Origin of the sequence: Lascolabacillus massiliensis (assembly GCF_001282625.1) — a bacterium.
GTDB classification, from domain to species: Bacteria; Bacteroidota; Bacteroidia; order Bacteroidales; family Dysgonomonadaceae; genus Proteiniphilum; species Proteiniphilum massiliensis.
Window position 1 is genome coordinate 1 of record NZ_CTEJ01000001.1, and the last position, 20,259, is coordinate 20,259.

At 35.8% G+C, this 20,259-nt stretch carries 16 protein-coding genes; 8 read left to right on the plus strand and 8 right to left on the minus strand.

Annotation, left to right across the window (positions count from 1 at the left end; genetic code table 11):
• Nucleotides 1-60 precede the first annotated feature (60 nt).
• Entirely contained in the window at nt 61-1,233 is a 1,173-nt protein-coding gene (locus tag BN1354_RS00005; protein WP_053825867.1) for a M24 family metallopeptidase, read from the minus strand.
• Nucleotides 1,234-1,410: 177 nt separating this feature from the next.
• Here BN1354_RS00005 and BN1354_RS00010 point away from each other — a divergent pair, with 177 nt between their 5' ends.
• Entirely contained in the window at nt 1,411-2,796 is a 1,386-nt protein-coding gene (locus tag BN1354_RS00010) for a sigma-54-dependent transcriptional regulator (protein WP_154904799.1), read from the plus strand.
• Here BN1354_RS00010 and BN1354_RS00015 read toward each other — a convergent pair.
• Nucleotides 2,791-5,277, minus strand: a complete 2,487-nt coding sequence (locus BN1354_RS00015) for a hybrid sensor histidine kinase/response regulator (RefSeq protein ID WP_053825869.1) — start codon at nt 5,275-5,277, stop codon at nt 2,791-2,793. The genes BN1354_RS00010 and BN1354_RS00015 overlap by 6 nt on opposite strands.
• A 318-nt stretch (nt 5,278-5,595) precedes the next feature.
• On the opposite strand from BN1354_RS00015, the gene BN1354_RS00020 reads away from it, so the two are divergent.
• Nucleotides 5,596-5,961, plus strand: a complete 366-nt coding sequence (locus tag BN1354_RS00020) for a hypothetical protein (protein WP_053825870.1) — start codon at nt 5,596-5,598, stop codon at nt 5,959-5,961.
• Nucleotides 5,962-6,249: 288 nt separating this feature from the next.
• Here BN1354_RS00020 and BN1354_RS00025 read toward each other — a convergent pair whose 3' ends face one another.
• Genes BN1354_RS00025 through BN1354_RS00045 form a run of 5 tightly spaced genes read right to left on the minus strand, consistent with a single transcriptional unit; the run spans nt 6,250 to nt 11,639 of the window.
• Entirely contained in the window at nt 6,250-7,017 is a 768-nt protein-coding gene (locus BN1354_RS00025; protein WP_053825871.1) for a shikimate dehydrogenase family protein, read from the minus strand.
• Between the two features lie 6 nt (nt 7,018-7,023).
• Complete coding sequence (gene ubiE / locus BN1354_RS00030) at nt 7,024-7,761, minus strand: bifunctional demethylmenaquinone methyltransferase/2-methoxy-6-polyprenyl-1,4-benzoquinol methylase UbiE (RefSeq protein WP_045090318.1); 738 nt, start codon at nt 7,759-7,761, stop codon at nt 7,024-7,026.
• A complete protein-coding gene (locus BN1354_RS00035; RefSeq protein WP_045090317.1) occupies nt 7,758-8,699 on the minus strand; it encodes a phosphoribosylaminoimidazolesuccinocarboxamide synthase in 942 nt (313 codons plus the stop codon). Before BN1354_RS00035 ends, ubiE begins: the two co-directional genes overlap by 4 nt.
• A gap of 31 nt (nt 8,700-8,730) precedes the next feature.
• On the minus strand, nt 8,731-9,714 hold the full coding sequence (locus BN1354_RS00040; RefSeq protein WP_045090316.1) for a PhoH family protein: 984 nt from the start codon (nt 9,712-9,714) through the stop codon (nt 8,731-8,733).
• Nucleotides 9,714-11,639, minus strand: coding sequence for an amidophosphoribosyltransferase (locus tag BN1354_RS00045; protein ID WP_053825872.1), 1,926 nt, complete (start codon nt 11,637-11,639; stop codon nt 9,714-9,716). Before BN1354_RS00045 ends, BN1354_RS00040 begins: the two co-directional genes overlap by 1 nt.
• Nucleotides 11,640-11,814: 175 nt before the next feature.
• Here BN1354_RS00045 and dgt point away from each other — a divergent pair, with 175 nt between their 5' ends.
• From dgt to BN1354_RS00070, 5 genes are all read left to right on the plus strand, one after another.
• The gene (gene dgt / locus BN1354_RS00050) at nt 11,815-13,143 is read left to right on the plus strand and encodes a dGTP triphosphohydrolase (RefSeq protein ID WP_045090314.1); all 1,329 of its coding nucleotides are present in this window, start codon (nt 11,815-11,817) and stop codon (nt 13,141-13,143) included.
• Between the two features lie 279 nt (nt 13,144-13,422).
• A complete protein-coding gene (locus BN1354_RS00055; protein ID WP_053825873.1) occupies nt 13,423-13,824 on the plus strand; it encodes a hypothetical protein in 402 nt (133 codons plus the stop codon).
• Between the two features lie 11 nt (nt 13,825-13,835).
• Nucleotides 13,836-14,390, plus strand: coding sequence for a CD225/dispanin family protein (locus tag BN1354_RS11900; protein ID WP_052673216.1), 555 nt, complete (start codon nt 13,836-13,838; stop codon nt 14,388-14,390).
• 19 nt (nt 14,391-14,409) lie between these two features.
• Nucleotides 14,410-14,799 carry a CD225/dispanin family protein gene (locus BN1354_RS00065; protein ID WP_052673215.1) on the plus strand — a complete coding sequence of 130 codons (390 nt, stop codon included), beginning with the start codon at nt 14,410-14,412 and terminating at the stop codon, nt 14,797-14,799.
• A gap of 53 nt (nt 14,800-14,852) precedes the next feature.
• A complete protein-coding gene (locus BN1354_RS00070) occupies nt 14,853-15,215 on the plus strand; it encodes a DUF2752 domain-containing protein (protein ID WP_074010710.1) in 363 nt (120 codons plus the stop codon).
• On the opposite strand, the gene uvrA is transcribed toward BN1354_RS00070, so the two are convergent.
• Nucleotides 15,166-17,991, minus strand: coding sequence for an excinuclease ABC subunit UvrA (gene uvrA / locus BN1354_RS00075; protein ID WP_045090312.1), 2,826 nt, complete (start codon nt 17,989-17,991; stop codon nt 15,166-15,168). The two genes, BN1354_RS00070 and uvrA, sit on opposite strands and share 50 nt — an antisense overlap.
• 169 nt (nt 17,992-18,160) lie before the next feature.
• Between uvrA and BN1354_RS00080 the strand changes: the two genes are divergently transcribed.
• A complete protein-coding gene (locus BN1354_RS00080) occupies nt 18,161-20,230 on the plus strand; it encodes a cation:proton antiporter (protein ID WP_053825875.1) in 2,070 nt (689 codons plus the stop codon).
• Nucleotides 20,231-20,259: the final 29 nt, after the last annotated feature.

Consider the following 20,259-nt stretch of genomic DNA (forward strand, 5'->3'; position numbering starts at 1 on the left):
TAAAAAAGGTTGCCAGACAGCAACCTATTTACAAATAAGCTTAAAGTAGAGTATCTAGGATCAATTTAATACTATTAATTCTTCTTCAAACTTTGTAATATTTTCAATACTATCATGGTGAACAATATAGGTGTTTTCTATTCCAACTGCACCTATGTTCGGAAGAACGAACTTAGGCTCCAGGGCAAAAGCCATTCCAGATTCGAGAGTTTCATTTGAACGAGGAGTAATTACAGGGGGTTCATTTATTTCAAGACCTACACCATGACCAATAAACTTAGCTTGTTGAACTGTCCCCATAAAATATTTTTGTAAACCGTTTGAATTGACTATATCCTCTGCAATAGAGTAGATATCCGAACAAAGTAATCCTGCTTTAGCTTGTTTTTTGACCTCATTATGAATTTCAATTGAAATCGAATGAGCTTTATATGCTATGTCAGGAGCATGTTCAATGACAAAGGTTCGACTCATATCATCCATATAGGGTTTATAATTACCAGCCATGTCTACCATTAATGTTGTACCAGGTTTAAGTATAGTTCCATTTGCACCTAAAGGAAGCAAAGGAGAGATACCTTTCCCCCCTAATGCATAATCATAAGGTGAAGCCGACTGTGCATTGTTTCCGGCAAGCATACTGCCCATAAAAATATCCATATTTTCACCATATGAACGGAATATTCCAATAGACCCATGAAGTCTCATTTCTCTTTCTATTTCAATTTGCAATTGCAAGTCGCTCATCCCTTTGCGGTACAGAGATGGAATAAGTTTATAAACTTCACTGTGAATATCAGCACATTCACGCATTTGATTTAGTTCTGATACACTTTTAATAGATCTGATTTTCCTGATAATATTTGATATATTAAGTAGTTCAGGCATTTCCAGTGCTGCCTGTAGTCTGTTAGCTGCATTAAAAGTTAACTGATCGGCTTCAATAAAAACCCTTTTTGGAGATAGTAAACCTATTTCCTTCAGCAGGTCAGGAATTTGCTCAGGTTTACGGATAGTTATTATTCTATCATCAATTAGGTCTGAAGGACGTCTAACGAAGAGAATAGGTTCTCTTTCTTTTGTAATATACAGATATCCGTCAAAAATAAATCCACATAACCAATATTGATTAACTGAAGATGTAATGATGGCAGCATCTGCATTTTCTTTCCCTAATATGTTTTGAATTTTCTCAAACTTAAGTTGTGACTCTTCTTTCGCGAGTTTGTTCATATATCTATTGACTTTTATTTCAAATATACAACATAAAACAATAACAACTCAATCAATACAGTTTTACATCCTCCGTTTTTATCTAAAAAATATTAATCACATATACCAAGGTTTCCCATTCAAAATAAATTGCTATATCTTTACGAAAAGATAATTGGGGTGTAGATTTACAACAAAGTGTACGGAAAGATATTAATAGTAGAAGATGATCGCTCCTTTGGGACCATGTTATTAAAATGGTTCGAAAGAAATGGTATTACAGCAACATTGTGTAATGGGATGTTATCTGCACAGGAAAAACTGTCAGAATCAGAAACATTTGATATTGTGTTGTCTGATCTTCGTTTGCCTGATGGTGACGGGATTATGTTGTTGTCGTGGCTTAAAAAGGAAAAGATATCGATTCCTGTTATAATAATGACCGGATATGGTGAAATTCAAACAGCTGTATCTGCAATAAAACTAGGAGCATTTGATTTTTTAGAAAAACCTATTAATCCCTCTCTATTAACACAAAAAATTAAATCTGCATTTGAATCAGTAAGAGATAGCAAGAATACAGCTACAAAAAGTACAGCCGATACAAAGTCGACAGATACACAAGCCAGAAAGAGGTTTAGCGAAACTGGAGTAAAAATTGTAGTTGGGAGAAGTACTTTATCAAAACAGATGTACTCATATATTGATCTGGTTGCTCCCACTCAGATGTCAGTAATGATTGTAGGTGAAAGCGGTACAGGCAAAGAGCATGTTGCCAGAATGATACATGAAAGAAGTACAAGAGCAAATGCCCCTTTTGTTGCTGTTGATTGCGGTAGTCTGTCAACCGAACTTGCACCCAGTGAATTATTTGGGCATAAGAAAGGATCATTTACTTCTGCTATTGAGGACAAAACAGGTTTTTTCCGAGATGCCAATGGCGGAACTCTGTTTTTGGATGAAGTGGGCAATTTGCCAAATGGAGTACAAATGCAGATGTTAAGATCACTTCAGGAGAAAAGGATTCGTTCCATAGGAACTTCTTTAGATATTGATGTTGATGTAAGAATAATAACAGCTACAAATGAGAATTTGGAGTTAGCAATATCAGAAGGAAAGTTCAGAGAAGATCTATATCATCGTTTAAATGAATTCATGATTAGGGTTCCTTCACTTCGAGAATGTGTAGAAGACATTAAGCTTTATGCCGAGCATTTCAGGGAAGAAGCAAATATAGAGCTTGATAAAAATGTCAGGTATATCTCTGATGATGCAATGGAAATGCTTGAGCGTTATGACTGGCCCGGCAATTTAAGAGAACTTCGTAATGTAATCAGACGCTCAGTGCTTTTTAGTTCAAATGATGAAATAACATTAGAAAACCTGCCCATTCTCACACAATCAGTACAAGAAATAGATAATAACATCGATATCGCACTTTTTCCCAAACCGGAAAATGAAAAAGAAAAAATAATTACCGCTCTTAAGAAGACTAATGGGAATAAATCAAAAGCTGCAATATTGCTTAATATTGACCGGAAAACATTATATAATAAAATCCACCTTTATAATATCGACTTATAAATAGTATTTTCTCACATTTTCAGTAAAATCTTCTATCATTTTTACTGTTTCTGTCAATTCTTTTTTCCAATTCGGATATTCAGACTCATCCCCATTTTTAAGTTTATCCATTTTACGGAGATTAGTACATAGATATTCAGCATCAAGCTGACTCAGAAAAGGATGTATTTTATGACAAATCTTCTGAGCTTCCTTAAAATCACCTTTCTCTATAAGTTGAGTAAGGTTTTCGGTCTCAGCTGATGACGATTGCACAAATACAGACAGCACATTTTTAATATATTCAGTATCATTGCCAAACATTGATACAAGTCCCGGAAACTGCTCTTCTATAGACTCTCCGTTAAAATTATTGTCAGATGATATTTTCTCCTTACCATTAATGTTATCAATAGACTCCTCTTTACCAGGTTCTCCGGAAAGAACCTTAAGAAGTCGGCTCATCTGAATAGGTTTACCAACAAAACCTGTGAATCCTTCATCTTTTGCCTTCTGTTTAGAATATTCATCATTCGCAGTCATCAGCCAAACAGGTATTTTTTCATCCCTTTCCCTAATCTCTTTAAGTATCTCTGAACCAGTAACATTTACCATCTGCATATCAGTAAATACAATATCAAATGAAGAAACTAATCGAATAAAACCTTTTATATCACGAGTATTACTGCAAAGTTTTACCTTAAATCCCTTCTGTGTAAGAAATTCTCGAATCATATTTCCCAATGATATATCATCCTCGAAAATTAAAATTTTGCTGTAAATATTGTTATTTACATAAGTGTTGATTTCACTGTTGGAATCTTCTGGTATAAAATCAGTTATATGTTTTAATGGCAATTTAATTGATACAACAGTTCCCTTACCTTTTTCTGAAGAAATATTTACATCCCCGTTCAATGAATTTGTCAATCCCTTGGTAACATACAAACCAAAGCCACTTCCTTCTGCTTTTAAGGGATTATTTGTTCTGGAGAAAGGTTTGAAGATCTTCTGAAGATCATTTTTATCAATTCCTACACCAGTATCAGAAATTGTGAAGACAAGCATACCCTCTTTCTCTTGAACGAGTTCGATATCAACACGTCCTTTCAACGTATATTTAACAGCGTTGGAGATAACATTTGTCAAAATCTGCTTCAGGATAGTATAGTCAGTTTCAACATAATATGGAGAATTTAACCAGTTGTCAAAATTCAACTGGATGTTTTTGTCATCAGTAAGTGGACGAAACATATTCAAAATATCCTGAACAAGCTCGATTAAATTAAAAGTACTTTTTTGCAGAGAAGCAGTTTTCTGTTCAAGACGAGAAAACTCCAGTAGATTTGTAAGCATACTTAAGATATGCCTACCCGAATTCAGTGCTGATTTTAATTGCCTTTTTCTTGCCTCCTGTTTTTCCTCAGAGTCCCAAATCTCCATGTATCCCATGATAGAGCTTAAAGGTGTTTTAATATCATGTGATACTGATAAAAGTAGTTTGTGACGACTCTCTATCAACTCTTCAGTAAGCTTCTTTTCTTTAGAAAGTTCTATTCTCGCTCTCTTACCTTTTCTTAAATCATCCGTAATAAAGAATATAATAATCAGGATTAATAAGATAGAAATTGCCCCAACCGTAATAGCAAACATGAATATCTTTTGAGTCAGCATCTCACTACTGTCAGTTCCCCGCTGAGCCGTTTGTATAGCCTCATTATAGAACTGTGCAATCAGTTTAGAAATATTAAGTGAAATACTTTGTTCAGCCAGTACCAGCTCACGAACCTGCCTTTCAATTCTCTCCATCTGATTCAAATATGTTCTTGAAGCCTCCTCTGTTATACCTTTCAAATCGGCATACATCAAAGTATCAACCCTTGTTTCTGCTCTGGCTTCCTTTTCTGTATGAGTTATATTTATAGTTGTGTCAGGTTCGAATTTTGGATTAAAAAGATGAGACAATCTACTCCAGAAGTCCCTCCGCTCACGGTGTACAATTGTAGTATCGCTACTGGTTGTAACAATAACAGTATCTTTTATTACAGGCTCTATTGTCTCTATTTTCCTGTCAAGTTCAATCAGCGGACTCTGAGATCTGAATTGTCCAATCAGTCTTTTTACAATTAAGTTTTTCTCATTCAATAGCGAATCTATATCTTCAAGCAAAGCACTTTGGTCACTCTCAGGAGAAATTCCTTTAATTATCTCAATTTGTTCAGTAATATCATGAGTAATTGAATCATACTGTTGCTGGTAAACCCTACGCGGCGAAACAAGATACCTGTTTAAAATATCTTGTGCATTTTGTATAGATACAATTAAATGGTTACTATAAAGCAGTATCCTGTAAGAATTGTCCATCTCCACCTTTTGAGCATCGATATTCTTCTTTAGCATTCTTGAATAGACAAATAAACCACTAAAAAAAAGGAGTACTACAAGGAAAATCAGTCCAATCTTAAATGTAATCCGTTGTTCAGGAGTCTTTTCTGATTTCATCGACTACAATATTTCAAGCCTTAATAATTTCTCAAATATACATCATATATTTTAAAGTGACAGAAACTAAGAAAAACAATAAAGTGTGTATTTACACACAACAATTGTGGACAAATTCCACATATTCCACAAAAATTCCACACTCTTCCACTAATCCATTTATTAGGCAGATTAAGTTTAATGATCAGTTATACAGTTTATTAGCGATTGATTTCAATGTCGACTAAAACTTTTGTACGGAAATTGATAATAATATAGCAGACGAAGAGACGTCTATAAGTTTAGAAATAATTTAGTGTTCATTAATGTATTATTATTATGAAAAAGGTATTTTTATTATTCGCATTAATCGCAGCTGTTTTCACAGTGACAAATTTAAACAGTGCAAATGCAACAGAAAAACCAGCCATTACCATTTCTTTAGAAGATGATGGTTTTGTAGATGTAAAATTAGAGGATTTAAATGAACAGGTTCAAGCTTCAATAAATGCATTGCTTGAGGAATATGATGTTCAGGCATTGAAATATAATTCAGAAAAGAAAGTTACGAAGGTATCACTTGTAAAGAAGGATGACCAAACAACTAAAGTTGTATATTTTGATGATTCTGGAAAAAAGAAAGAAAAAGAACAGAAAGAAACTGAACAGCTTGAACGAATGGAACAAGAACTTCCAACAGCTTAGATAACAGACAATAAATATATAACAGTTTTGTTATTTTAAAAAGCTGAAATACACACACAACCTAAAAGGTAATTAAGGGAACAAACTACACTATCGCACCTCTTTATTTTACCTGGTCTGTTTACTCTACTTTTTAAGACCAAGGATAAACAATAGCCTTCTTAAATGAGATATTTAGGAGGGCTATTTCTCTTTTTATTTGTATATCATCAGAATATAATCTGATTATTATTTAGGTATAAAACTAAAAGGATAATATATACCGAGTATAAAAAGAATATAAGATTTCTAGGAATTCCAAATTTCCCAGGCAGCCAGAGCTTGCAGCTCCAGCATCTCCTGTCCATTCTTTATTGAGGCGCCAATCTCTTTTCCTTTCTTCAGGAACAATGTTTCCTCAGGATTATATACAAGATCATAAAGTATATGGCCCGGAGTCAGATATTTATAAGGGATGTCAGGGCATGAGTTGATATCAGGAAAAGTGCCAACAGGTGATGCGTTAACAATAATATTGTATGTACTCATTACTTCTTGCGAAAGATCGTTATAGCTCATCACTCTCCCTTTTATGGCTTTGTTCTTACTACTACGGGACACATAAGACCATTCAATATCAATATCAGTGAGAACTTGCGAAACAGCTTTAGATGCACCACCAGTGCCAAGAATAAGAGCCTTATGATCAATGCCGGGTTTTAATAAAGGCAGTAGAGAATCTCTGAAGCCAATATAATCTGTATTATAGCCAGTGAGTTCATAGAAATACATATCTCCCGGTTTACGCAACACTTTAATCACATTTACAGCACCAATCTTTTCTGCTTCATCTGAAATATTATTAAGAAATGGTATAACTTTCTCTTTATAAGGGATAGTTACATTCAAACCCTTCAGATGTTGATTAAACAGAATTACACGACGTATTTCAAGAATATCCTCTATCTCAAAATTCAAATATTCCGCTTCAATACCCTCTTTTCTGAACTTTTCTGTAAAAAAACCAGCTGAAAAAGAGTGTTTCAGCGGAAATCCAATCAGTCCATACGTATCCATTTACTCCTACTTTTCTGCAATATAAATTGTTGTAATACCCAGTGTTAACCTTCTAAGACGAATATTTGTAAAACCATTTTTTTTCAGAATAAGCATCATGTTTCTGCCCTGAGGAAAAGCACCGATTGAAGCCGGCAGATACTCATAAGCCTTTTGCTCAGTGGTGAACAGACCCGAAAACAGAGGCACCACATTGTTTGTATAAAATTTATGCAGATCCTTCATTGGCGATTTTTCAGGTGTTGTAAGTTCAATAAAAACAAAAACGCCTCCTGGTTTTAATACCCGCAACACCTCCGAGAAACTTTTATCGATATCTTCAAAGTTGCGAACACCAAAAGCTGCAATTGCAGCATCAAATGTATTATCAGAAAAAGTCATTTCTGCACAATCCTGATTCTCAAAAGAGATTACATTTTCATACCCTTTAGCCTTAACCTTTTCCACACCTACAGCCATCATACCAACAGATATATCTACAGCTGTTATCTTTTCAGGTTTAAGAATTTTATTTGCTAGAATGGCAAAATCTCCTGTTCCGGTGGCTATATCCAGTATATGAGAGTGAGGATATTTTTTTAATACTCCCAGAGCTTCACGTCTCCAGTAATCATCTATTCCTAATGAGAGTATTCTGTTTAGTTTGTCATAATTAGGTGCCACAAGATCAAACATCTGAGTCACCTGCTCCTTTTTTGGTTTATCAGAATCATATGGAGTTACTGATTCTACTTTGTAATTCATTTTTCCAAGAATTTGATTACATGGTTTTCAATACGAGCTTCAAGATCTTTTGTATCAGCTTTTATAAATTTCTCACCAACTATTTTTTCATATAACTCAATATATCTCTCTGATACACTTAAGCAATACTCTTCACTCATCTCGGGTACCTTCTGTCCCTCTTGACCCTGAAACCCATTCTCCATTAGCCATTTGCGAACAAACTCCTTGGATAGCTGTTTTTGCTCTTCACCTTTCTGGAATCTTTCTTCATAACCATCACTGTAAAAGTAACGAGATGAATCAGGTGTATGAATTTCATCAATCAGATAAATCTTACCATCTTTTTTCCCGAATTCATATTTTGTGTCCACCAAGATAAGTCCTTTCTCTTTGGCCATCTCTGTTCCACGTTTAAACAGTTCGTAAGTATATTTCTCGAGCTGTTCATAATCCTCCTTACTAACCAATCCCTGAGCAATTATTTCTTCTTTGGAGATATTTTCATCATGTCCCTCATCAGCCTTTGTTGTAGGAGTAATAATAGGTGTTTCGAACCTCTGATTTTCACGAAGACCTTCAGGCAGCTGTATGCCACAAATTGAACGAGCTCCTTTCTTATAATCACGCCATGCACTTCCGGTGATATATCCACGAATCACCATCTCCACCTTAAATGGCTCACAACGAGTGCCAATAGTTACCATAGGATCTGGCGATGCAATTTTCCAGTTCGGTACAATATCTGAAGTGGCATCCAGAAACTTTGACGCAATTTGATTGAGAACCTGCCCCTTATATGGGATTCCTTTAGGTAACACAACATCAAAGGCAGAGATACGATCAGTTGCAATCATTACCAGGATATCATCTCCAATACTATATACATCGCGTACTTTTCCGTGATAAAGGTTAGTTTGACCAGGAAAATTATAATTTGTATTTGTAAGGCTGTTCATATTATTTCTTTTTTTAATCAATTTCTAATTTTTATTCACCGTCAGCGGTTTCTGATTCTTGTGACTTAAATGATTTAACAGACTCAGTCTCTTTTTCATAAGCTTCTACAATTCTCTGGACAAGCTTATGCCTGACTATATCTTTTTTATTGAACTCAACAGTTGCAATACCTTTTATATGACGCAAAATATTCATAGCATGAATTAACCCTGACTGTTGTGTACGTGGCAAGTCAATCTGAGTAATATCACCCGTTATGATCATTTTGCCATTAAGTCCCAGTCTGGTTAAGAACATTTTTATCTGAGGTTTTGTTGTATTTTGGGCCTCATCCAGAATAATCACAGCATCGTTAAGAGTGCGTCCACGCATAAATGCAAGTGGTGCAATTTGTATTATCTTGTTTTCCAGATACTCTTTTAGCTTCAAAGGTGGGATCATATCCTCAAGAGCATCATAGAGCGGCTGCAGATATGGATCTATTTTCTCCTTCATATCGCCAGGCAGAAAGCCCAGTTTCTCGCCAGCTTCCACGGCAGGTCGGCTAAGAATTATCTTTCTAACCTGTTTGGTTTTTAAAGCACGTACAGCAAGAGCAATTGCAGTATATGTCTTTCCGGAACCGGCAGGACCAATTGCAAAAACCATATCATTTACATCAAACTCTTCTGCCAATTTTTTCTGATTTGCAGTACGAGCAAGTATCGGTTTTCCGTTTAGCCCATGAATTATGAGATTATCAACATTAATTACAGAAGGAGCTTTACCCTTTACTATATCAATAATATTCTCTTCCTTAAGAACATTCATTTCCACACTGAACTTCTCCAGCTCATGAATTTTCTCCTCAAAAGCAATAAGTTCATCCTCATCGCCAATAACTTTGATCACATTCCCTCGGGCTACCATTCGTAGTTTTGGGTATAATGTTTTCAATAATTGCAAATTACTGTTGTTAATCCCAAAAAATACAATTGGATCCACATTATCTAATATGATAATTCGCTCAATCATTATTCTTTATTTGAGAAATTCAGTGTAAACTGGTGAGTTCTATTCTCCTGTCCATTAATATAGTTAATAAAAGCACTGTTTACTAATCTATTACCACCAGGAGTAGGGTAATCGCCCGAGAAGTACCAGTCACCCTTATTATTTGGGCAAGCTTTGTGAAGATCCTCAATCTTTTGGAAAACTATTTGCACCTCTGCTTTTATATCTTTTGATGTAAGCATCTGAGCAATTTTTGCCGATATCTCCTCATCGGTGAAAGGAGCGTAAATATCCTTTACATAATTAACTATCTCCTCTTTTTTTCTATGTAACTGCTTTACAGATTTCTCGTAAGTTTCGTCAATTATATTTTGCATTCCACGCTCTTTCAGAAGTTCTATTGCTGCTTTAAAAGCAATAAACTCACTCATTCGCGACATATCAATACCATAGCAGTCGGGATATCTGATCTGTGGAGATGAAGATACAATAATTATCTTTTTAGGATCCAGCCTGTCAAGTATTTTGATAATACTCTGTTTAAGAGTTGTTCCCCTGACAATACTATCATCAATTATTACCAAATTATCAACACCTCGTCTGAGTGATCCGTAAGTTATATCATAAACGTGAGCAGCAAGATCATTTCTTGACGTTCCCTGAGCTATAAAAGTACGCAATTTTATATCTTTAATAGCCACTTTCTCAGATCTTACTCTTTTTGAGAGAATTCTATCAATCTCCTCTTTACTCAGGGAGCTTCCTTTTTCAAGAATATATTTTGCTTTTTTATGGTTGAAATGATCTTCGAGTCCTTCAAGCATACCATAATAAGCTACCTCAGCAGTGTTTGGTATAAATGAAAAAACTGTATTGTCAAAATCATCATTAATAGCATTAATGATTTCAGGAACGAGCAGTTCTCCCAACTTCTTTCGTTCTCTGTAGATATCATAATCTGAACCACGTGAAAAGTAAATTCGCTCGAAAGAACAAGGAGTTATTTTTTCTTTTTTATTCAGGATCTGATTGAGACTGATATTGCCATTGCGTTTAATCACAATAGCCTCTCCAGGCTGCAACTCTTTAACATCATCTTTTTTTAGATTGAATGCGGTTTGTATAACGGGGCGTTCCGATGCTATAACCACCACTTCATCGTCATGATAGTAAAAAGCACTTCTTATACCCCATGGGTCTCTTAATGCAAAGGCATCCCCACAGCCAATCAGTCCACAAAGAGCATACCCTCCGTCCCAGTTTTTAGAAGCTCTTTTTAGCAGGAAAGGGATATCAAGTTTTTCTTCTATTATGTGACTCACTTCCTGACCATTCAAGTTGCTTTTATCAACATGGTCATATTGATACTGAACCTCTCTATCCAGATAATGCCCTATTGACTCCAGCATAACAAAAGTATCTGCGTAGTCACGCGGATGTTGTCCCTCTTCAAGCAGTTGCTGAAACATCTCATCAACGTTTGTCATATTGAAGTTTCCTGCCAGTGCAAGGTTTCTTGATGCCCAGTTGTTGCGTCGTAACAGAGGATGTACATAGGTCAGACCACTTTTCCCTGTAGTGCTGTAGCGCAGATGTCCTATAAAAAGTTCAGCAGCATAAGGGACCGATTTTTTAACGAACTCAATATCGTTTAATTGTTCGGGACTAAAAGCGGTGAAAGAAGAATGTACTTTAGAAAATATTTCTGATATTGCACTGGAGCCAACAGCCCTTTCTCTGTAAATAAACTCATTTCCTGGTGTAGACTCCAGTTTTACAGCACCCAGACCGGCTCCTTCCTGTCCTCTGTTATGTTGTTTTTCCATAAGCAGATAGAGCTTATCCAGTCCATACTGCCATGTGCCATATTTCTTGTAGTAATAATTCAGTGGTTTGAGTAATCGGATTACTGCAATACCACATTCATGTTTGATGATGTCTGTCATTAGTTTGTAATTGTCAATCTTTCCTTAAAGAAGATACAAATTTAATCTTTATCAGGGATAAAATAATCTTTTTTGAATGATATTATTGAGAAATAATGTCAAAACTACATTTGAGTATAGATTGTTATGGAGTCGTTTTTATTTTATCTTTGTCAGAGTAAGAATTTGATCAACTATGAATTGGGAGCAGTTATTATCAGTGAAAAGATTCGGGCTGGAAAACTATAAAAATCTAAAAGAGCATGAGCGCACGGAGTATCAGCGTGACTATGACAGATTGATATTTTCCTCTCCGTTCCGCAGGTTGCAGAATAAGACGCAGGTCTTTCCTTTACCCGGAAGTGTATTTGTTCATAACAGGCTTACTCATAGTCTGGAAGTCTCAAGTGTAGGGCGATCTTTAGGAGAAAATGTGGGTCGCGAGTTACGTAAGAGACATCAAGACTCAAAAGCGCATTTCGAAGAGATTGGCTCAATAGTCTCTGCCGCCTGTCTTGCTCACGATCTGGGTAATCCCCCATTCGGTCATTCGGGAGAAGAAGCCATTTCAACATTTTTCCTGGAGGGGAAGGGTAGCTCACTTCGATCCCTTGTTGAAGATGAAAAAGGCCGATGGAGCGATTTCACCTGTTTTGAAGGAAATGCAAACTCCATAAGGCTGCTAATGCATAAGTTCAGAGGCAGGAGAGAGGGTGGATTTGTTATGACATATTCCACTTTGGCATCCATAGTAAAATATCCATATTCTTCTGAACTGAGCGGAGGAAAAAATAAATTTGGATTTTTTGCATCTGAAGAGCATGATTATGCACAAATAGCAGATAGTCTTGGTATAATTAAACTAAATTCAAACCCTCTGAAATTTGCAAGATACCCATTGGTATATCTTGTTGAAGCTGCTGATGATATCTGTTATCAGATTATGGATATTGAGGATGCACACAAACTCAACCTGGTTTCAACAGAGAAAGCAAAGGAGTTGCTGCTTAGTTTCTTTGATTCTGAGAGACGAGAAAAAAGACTTAGTAATTTATCACTTGTTAGTGATTTGAACGAGCAGATAGCCTATTTACGGGCAAGTGTAATAGGTCTTCTGGTTGCAGAGTGCACAAAAGTGTTTATGGAAAATGAGGATTTAATTCTCAGTGGAAAGTTTGAGGGATCACTGATAAAGAAACTCCCTGAAAGAGTCAAGAATGCATATAAAACCTGTTCCGAATTTGCATTTGAAAAAATATACCGTTCAAAAGATGTTCTTGATGTTGAGTTAGCAGGTTACAGAATTATTGGCTTTTTATTGGAAACTTTTACTAATGCTATTTTAACTCCGGATCACACCTACTCTAAATTACTTTTAGACAGAATTCCTGAACAATATGAAACAGATTCGCCTTCACTTTATAGCAAAATTCAGTCCGTTATCGATTATATTTCTGGAATGACAGATGTTTATGCCTTGGATTTGTATCATAAATTAACAGGAATTGGACTACCAATAGTATAAAATTAATATAATTTCAAATTATAAAATATTTTATGATTTTTTATTGAAAAAATTTGGTTTGTTTTAAATTCTTTTTTATATTTGCTTCGTGGTTTTTTCATAATAGTATTAGATTTAAGGTTAACATTTTTGGCAGGATGTCGTGAGACATTCTGCCAAATTACATGAAATAAGGTATTAAGATAACCAAATTAAACATATTTGAATCTTTTCCATTCTTTATAAACATTCTTTTAATATTGTCAAAACTTTCTTATTTTTGTGTATTAATATATTCTAATGAAAAAAACAGTCAATATATTACTCCCGGTTTTAATATTTTTTATGCTTATACAGTGCAGATCAGATGAAAAATCAATAAATAGGGAGCTTACACAAATGGCTGCAGATCTTAATATTTCTGCACCTGTTATGTTAGATCAGTATACTCGTTTCGATAGAGCTGCAGTTAGTGATGACAATGTTTTCAGCTACAATTATACAGTTCTGAATATTTCAAATCCTGATTCTTTAATTCAGGAAGTATCAAATAGTTTGAAAGATGCTATAAGAAAAGAGTTATCAACAAATCCTCAATTGCAGTTTTTTAGAAAAAACAATGTTGTAATCGAGTATGTTTATAAGGATGAGGATAGTAATATTATCCGTTTGTTAAAAATAAATCCCGAAGATTACCAGTAAAATTATATATTATGAATCACTATTTTTTTATAGATGAAACCGGTAAGCAGAGAGGTACCTTCTCTCCCGTAGAGCTTAGGAGTGAAAACATCAAGAGAGAGACGCTTGTCTGGACACAAGGTATGGAAAACTGGAAACGAGCAGATGAGGTCAGTGAACTGCAATTTATTTTTGAGCATAGTGAGGATGTGCAAAGTAGTATCGATCAACCTGCAGCTCCAGTTACCCGGGGAAATGCACCATTTGATAAAGAGAACAGAAATATTATGCCAAAAACATGGCTGATTGAATCAATACTTGTAACAATCCTTCCATTTATGTTCTGTGGTAGTTTCTTAAGTCTTTTAGGAATTATTGCAATAGTGTATTCTGCTCAGGTTGAGTCGTTCTATAACAGAGGGGATTATACTGCAGCTATGGAGTCATCACGCACAGCCGGAAAATGGACTAAAATCACTTTCTGGATTTTTATTGCATGGGTGATTTTGTTAGCAGTTTCAATGTTGCTGCTTTTTGGAATTCTGGGTTTCAATCTTGCAGGTATGGGAGATTTAATTGATTTATAATAATTTAATTATATATCTAATGGAAGATAATAATAGTGTACCTCCGGTTCAGGATTCTCAATTACCTCCTCCGCCTCCTTTCACATCCAACGCTTTAAATCAGGATGATGAAATACCCCCATTAAAGCCAAGTAACTGGTTGTGGCAGTCAATTGTAGCAACACTTTTTTGTTGTAATGTTTTAGGAATTGTAGGAATCGTGTACGCGGCAAAAGTTGATGTTCTTTACTATAACAAAAAATATACTGAGGCAGAGAAATGTGCAAAGAGCGCTAAAACATGGACTCTGATTGCCTTTGTATTAGGATTGATTTCAATAATTATGTGGATAGTAATGATGTCAACAGGAAATATGCCTTCATATCTTGAAGATATCATTGAAAACAATGCTAGTGGATATAATTTTTAATATACTTTACTACATAAGTGAGTAAAAGATATAAAATAATTTTAGGTGCTGTCATGGTTTTATTACTAATGGCAGCACTTTATCTGTTTTATAACCTTAATCCGGAAACAGAGCCGATATTTCCCAAATGTCCTTTTCTTTTTCTCACCGGATATGAGTGTCCCGGTTGTGGCACACAAAGGGCAATTCACCAGCTATTGCATTTAAATATAGCTTCTGCATTAAAATATAATGCATTTATGGTATTTGCATTACCCTATGTTTTTATGGGCATATATATGGAGCACTTAGGTGGGAAGAAGCGTAACAAACGACTATTCAGAATCTTGTTTGGCAGATATTCTGCTGTAGTGATATTGGTTATAATTATCCTTTTTTGGATATTAAGGAACTGTCATTTTTCAATTTTTCCTTAAGGAACCTGCCAGTATACGATTCTTTGCAATCAGATATCTGTTCAGGTGTCCCTGTACACACAATATATCCACCGCCGTTGCCTCCTTCAGGACCTATATCAATAATATGATCAGCACATTTTATAACATCCATATTATGTTCAATTATAATTACGGTATGTCCCCTCTCTAATAGTGAGTTAAAAGCTTTAAGCAGAGTCTTGATATCATGAAAATGCAATCCTGTTGTAGGTTCATCAAATATGAAAACTGTAGGGTAGTCTTTCTCTTCACCCAGGAAGTACGCAAGTTTTACCCTTTGGTTTTCACCACCTGATAAGGTTGATGAGGACTGACCTAATTTAATATATCCTAATCCCACATCCTGAAGCGGCTGGATTTTTTTAGTGATTTTCTTTTCAGTAGCACCTTTTTGATTCCCAAAGAAATCAATTGCCTCATCAACAGTCATCTCGAGTATATCATAAATTGATTTACCTTTATATTCTACTTCTAGTACCTCGGCCGAAAAACGCTTTCCATGACATGTTTCACATTCCAGTTTTATATCAGCCATGAATTGCATCTCAACTGTAATGGTGCCGTCTCCTTTGCACTCTTCGCATCTGCCACCCTCAACATTGAATGAAAAATATGCAGGTGTAAAATTCATCTGTTTAGACAGTGGCATAGATGCATAAAGCTTTCTAATCTCATCAAAAGCTTTGAGGTAGGTAACAGGATTGGAACGAGATGATTTACCAAGAGGATTCTGATCAACATACTCAACAGACTTCACCAATTTCAGGTCGCCACCAATTCCACTAAACTCAGCCCTTTCAAGCGCAGTACCCTTATAGTGATGCTGCAGTGCGTTGTAAAACACATCATTAACAAGTGAGGATTTACCTGAACCGCTAACACCTGTTACTACAGTCATTGCATTTAATGGGAACTTCACATTGATGTTCTTGAGATTATTATGACGCACTCCCTTAACCTCAATATAATTATTCCATTTACGTCTTGCATCCGGAATATCTATATGTTCTTCCCCTGTCAGGTATTTAACTGTATAGCTATCGCTTTTCGCTTTAAGCTCAGATACTTCACCCTGGTATATTACTTCACCACCTAAACGGCCGGCTTTAGGACCAATATCTATTATGTAGTCAGCTGCACGAATTATTTCCTCATCATGTTCAACTACAACAACTGTATTTCCCAGTCTTTGCAGATCCTTCAAAACGTTTATAAGAAGATATGTATCGCGGGAATGGAGTCCGATACTTGGCTCATCCAAAATATATAATGAGCCAACAAGACTACTTCCTAATGATGACACCAGGTTGATACGCTGACTTTCACCTCCCGAAAGTGTGTTTGATAACCTGTTTAATGTCAGATATCCTAACCCAACATTCAATAAAAACTGAATGCGATTATTTATTTCTGTAAGTAATCTTTCAGATATAGCAGCATCTGTTTCATCAAGTGACAGGGATGAGAAAAACTCTCTGAGCTCGGTTATCGGCATCAACACAAGCTCGGTAATTGATTTACCTCCAACCTTTACAAACAGTGCCTCCGGTTTTAGTCGAGTGCCCTTACATACATTACATTCTGTCTTTCCTCTGTATCGAGCCATCATAACACGATTCTGTATTTTATACAGATTCTTTTCCAGCATATCAAAGAAATCATTTATACCATAGATATCATGCTCATGACGACCATTCCAAAGTATATCTTTTTCTTCATCATTCAGATCATAGTATGCCCTGTGAATAGGGAAATCAACCTTGTAAGCATTGTTTACAAAATAGTTCTTCCATTCACTCATTTTATCACCTTTCCAGCATTTTACACACTCTTCCTGTACTGATAAGCTTTTATCAGGAATTACCAGATTTTCGTCAATACCTACAATTTTTCCAAACCCTTCACATTTTGGACATGCACCGGCAGGACTGTTAAAATTGAACATCATCTCTGTTGGTTCCTCAAAAGTAATACCATCAGCCTCGAATCTATTTGAAAACTGAAAAGATTCAATTCCGTTTTCTCCCCAGTAACGTACCAGACACTCACCGTTACCCTCAAGAAATGCAGTCTCAACAGAATCAGACAGGCGATTAACGGTTGACTTGTCAGAAGAGCATGAGAGTCGGTCAATCACAAGAAGTATCTCCTCCTTAGGTGGTAGTTGCTTCTGTTCCAGTAATTCATCAATTCGATAAAACTGTTCACCAACTTCCAGGCGAGTGAACCCCTCTTTCATTAATATCTCCAGCTGCTCACGCAAATCACGGTTGTTTCGCAGCTGGATATGGGTTAAAACAGCCATTCGGGTGCCCTCCCTGAACTGATACATCTTATCTATAACATCCTGTACATAATGTCTTTTTACCTCTGTACCTGTTACAGGTGATATTGTTTTACCAATTCTGGCATAAAGTAATTTAAGGTATTCATATATTTCGGTTGAGGTTCCTACGGTAGATCGGGGATTTCGTGAAGTGGTCTTCTGTTCAATTGCAATTGCCGGTGGAATACCTTTTATATAATCAACCTCAGGCTTGTTCATCCTGCCAAGAAACTGACGAGCGTAAGCCGAGAGACTTTCAACATATCGCCTCTGACCCTCTGCATATAAAGTGTCAAATGCTAGTGATGATTTACCAGAACCTGATAGTCCTGTTATTACAGTGAAGCTATTGCGTGGGATATTCACATCAATATTCTTGAGATTATTGACACGTGCCCCTTTTATTTCGATCTGTTTGTGATTACTCATACCTAGAAAATAGTGACTTAAAACGAAAACGTAACCTGCAAAGGTAATCACTTTAAAGTCTCCAAAAAAGATGCTACTGTCAAATAAATCAAAATATTTTACCTAAATTTGTCCTATTACGATGAATTAAAGTATTAGTATTATACTAAGAAACCCAAAATCAATTTCAATGGTAGAATTACTTTCTCTTGTTCATAACGAGCTTAAATTCCCGATTGATAATCCGGTTTTGATATTTGCTATTCTTTTGTTGATAATACTTTTATCTCCTATACTACTTAAACGTTTTAATGTTCCCAGTATAATAGGTTGGATTATTGCAGGAGTAATAATTGGTCCTTATGGATTAAACTGGATAGATAATAATAATGCCGGTGTAGAGTTGTTTTCTACTATAGGTTTACTCTACATCATGTTTATTGTAGGTCTGGAACTTGATTTTAATGAGTTTATCCAGAACAGGAATAAAAGTCTCACTTTTGGATTTTTCACATTTATTCTTCCAATAATAATCGGATTCCCAATATGTCACTACCTTCTTGGCTATGATGTAAATGCAAGTTTACTCACTGCAAGTATGTTTGCAACACATACATTAGTTGCATATCCTATTGTAAGCCGAATGGGGGTAGCCCGTAATCAGGCAGTAGCAATAACAGTAGGTGGTACTATACTTACAGATACAGCAGTACTAATAATATTGGCCCTCATTTTATCCAACAGTGATGGCGGTCTGGAGATTGGATTCCTAATAAGACTTCTGATTTCACTTGCAGTATTCTCCGTTATTATTTTTATGGTGGTACCAAAAATAGCGAAGTGGTTCTTTAAAAGAGCTGATTCAGAGAAATACTCCAACTTTATATTCGTTCTGTTTATTGTATTTGCTTCCGGTTTTCTTGTTGAGCTTGGTGGCATTGAACCTATTATAGGTGCTTTTGCAGCCGGACTGGCATTAAACAGGTTAATTCCACACTCATCTGCATTGATGAATAGGATTGAATTCTTTGGGAATGCACTTTTCATCCCAATTTTCCTTATTTCGGTCGGTATGTTAGTGGATATGTCTATAGTTTTTGATGGACTTTGGACCATGATTGTTGCTGTTACACTAACAATTGTAGCTTTAGCCGGCAAATGGGTCGCAGCATATGCTACACAAAAATCTTTTCAATATAGTTCTGTTCAGAGAAATATTATATTCGGTCTGAGCAGTTCACACGCAGCCGCAACCCTTGCAATTATACTTGTTGGTTACAGAGCAGAGATATTGGATGAATATATTCTTAACGGAACAATTATACTAATACTTATAACATGTCTGATTGCAACACTGGTTACTCAAAAAGCAGCAAAGAAAATTGCCAGAAGTGAGGAGGATGCACCTTTAACACCTGCTGCAATGGGAGAGTTTGCGCAGGAGAAGATACTTGTTCCAATTGCAAACCCATTAAATATTGGTCACCATGTTGAGTTAGCTATGTTGCTGAAGGATAAAAAATCGGTCAACTCTATCTCCCTCCTTGGGGTGATGGTGAATAATGAGGAGGTTGAAAAAAATATTGTCAATTTCAGAAAACAGCTTCAGGTATATATCTCCACAGCAACCGCAGCAGAAGTGGACGTGGATATTATTACTACCATAGATCATAATCCAGCTGATGGAATTGCAAGAATTGCAAAAGAAACAATGACCGATCTGGTAATTCTTGGATGGCCGGGAAAGGCAGGTATCTGGGACAAACTGCTTGGGGAGAGAATAGAGCAGATAGTTAAGAATTTAGATAAAAACTTATTTGTTTGTCATCTGGAACAAAATTTAATTACTCATAAAAGGATCGTTGTCCTGTCTCCTCCATTAGCCGAGAAAGAGGATGGCTTTTCATTGTGGGTTAAAAAGATCACCAAGCTCTCAACAGAACTTTCTATTCCAATATTGCTTTTGGGAGATCCACAAACATATAAGGTTATCTCATCACATAAAAAACCAGGAAACATTGTTTTTAAACAATTCACAGATTGGGATAACCCGATGTCTTGCGGAAATGAAATTAAAGAGAATGATTTAATAGTTCTTATCTCAGCACATCAGGGTTATATTTCTCATATCCCGGTCCTGGAGAGTCTGCCAACACGACTAGAGAATCGCTTCCCTAATCACAATAAAATCGTTGTGTATCCAAAACGTAATATAGTTGAGGAACTGCTGGAATCTGATGATTTTATTTTTACTCCATGATAAATGTGAAATAATAAATAATAACTACC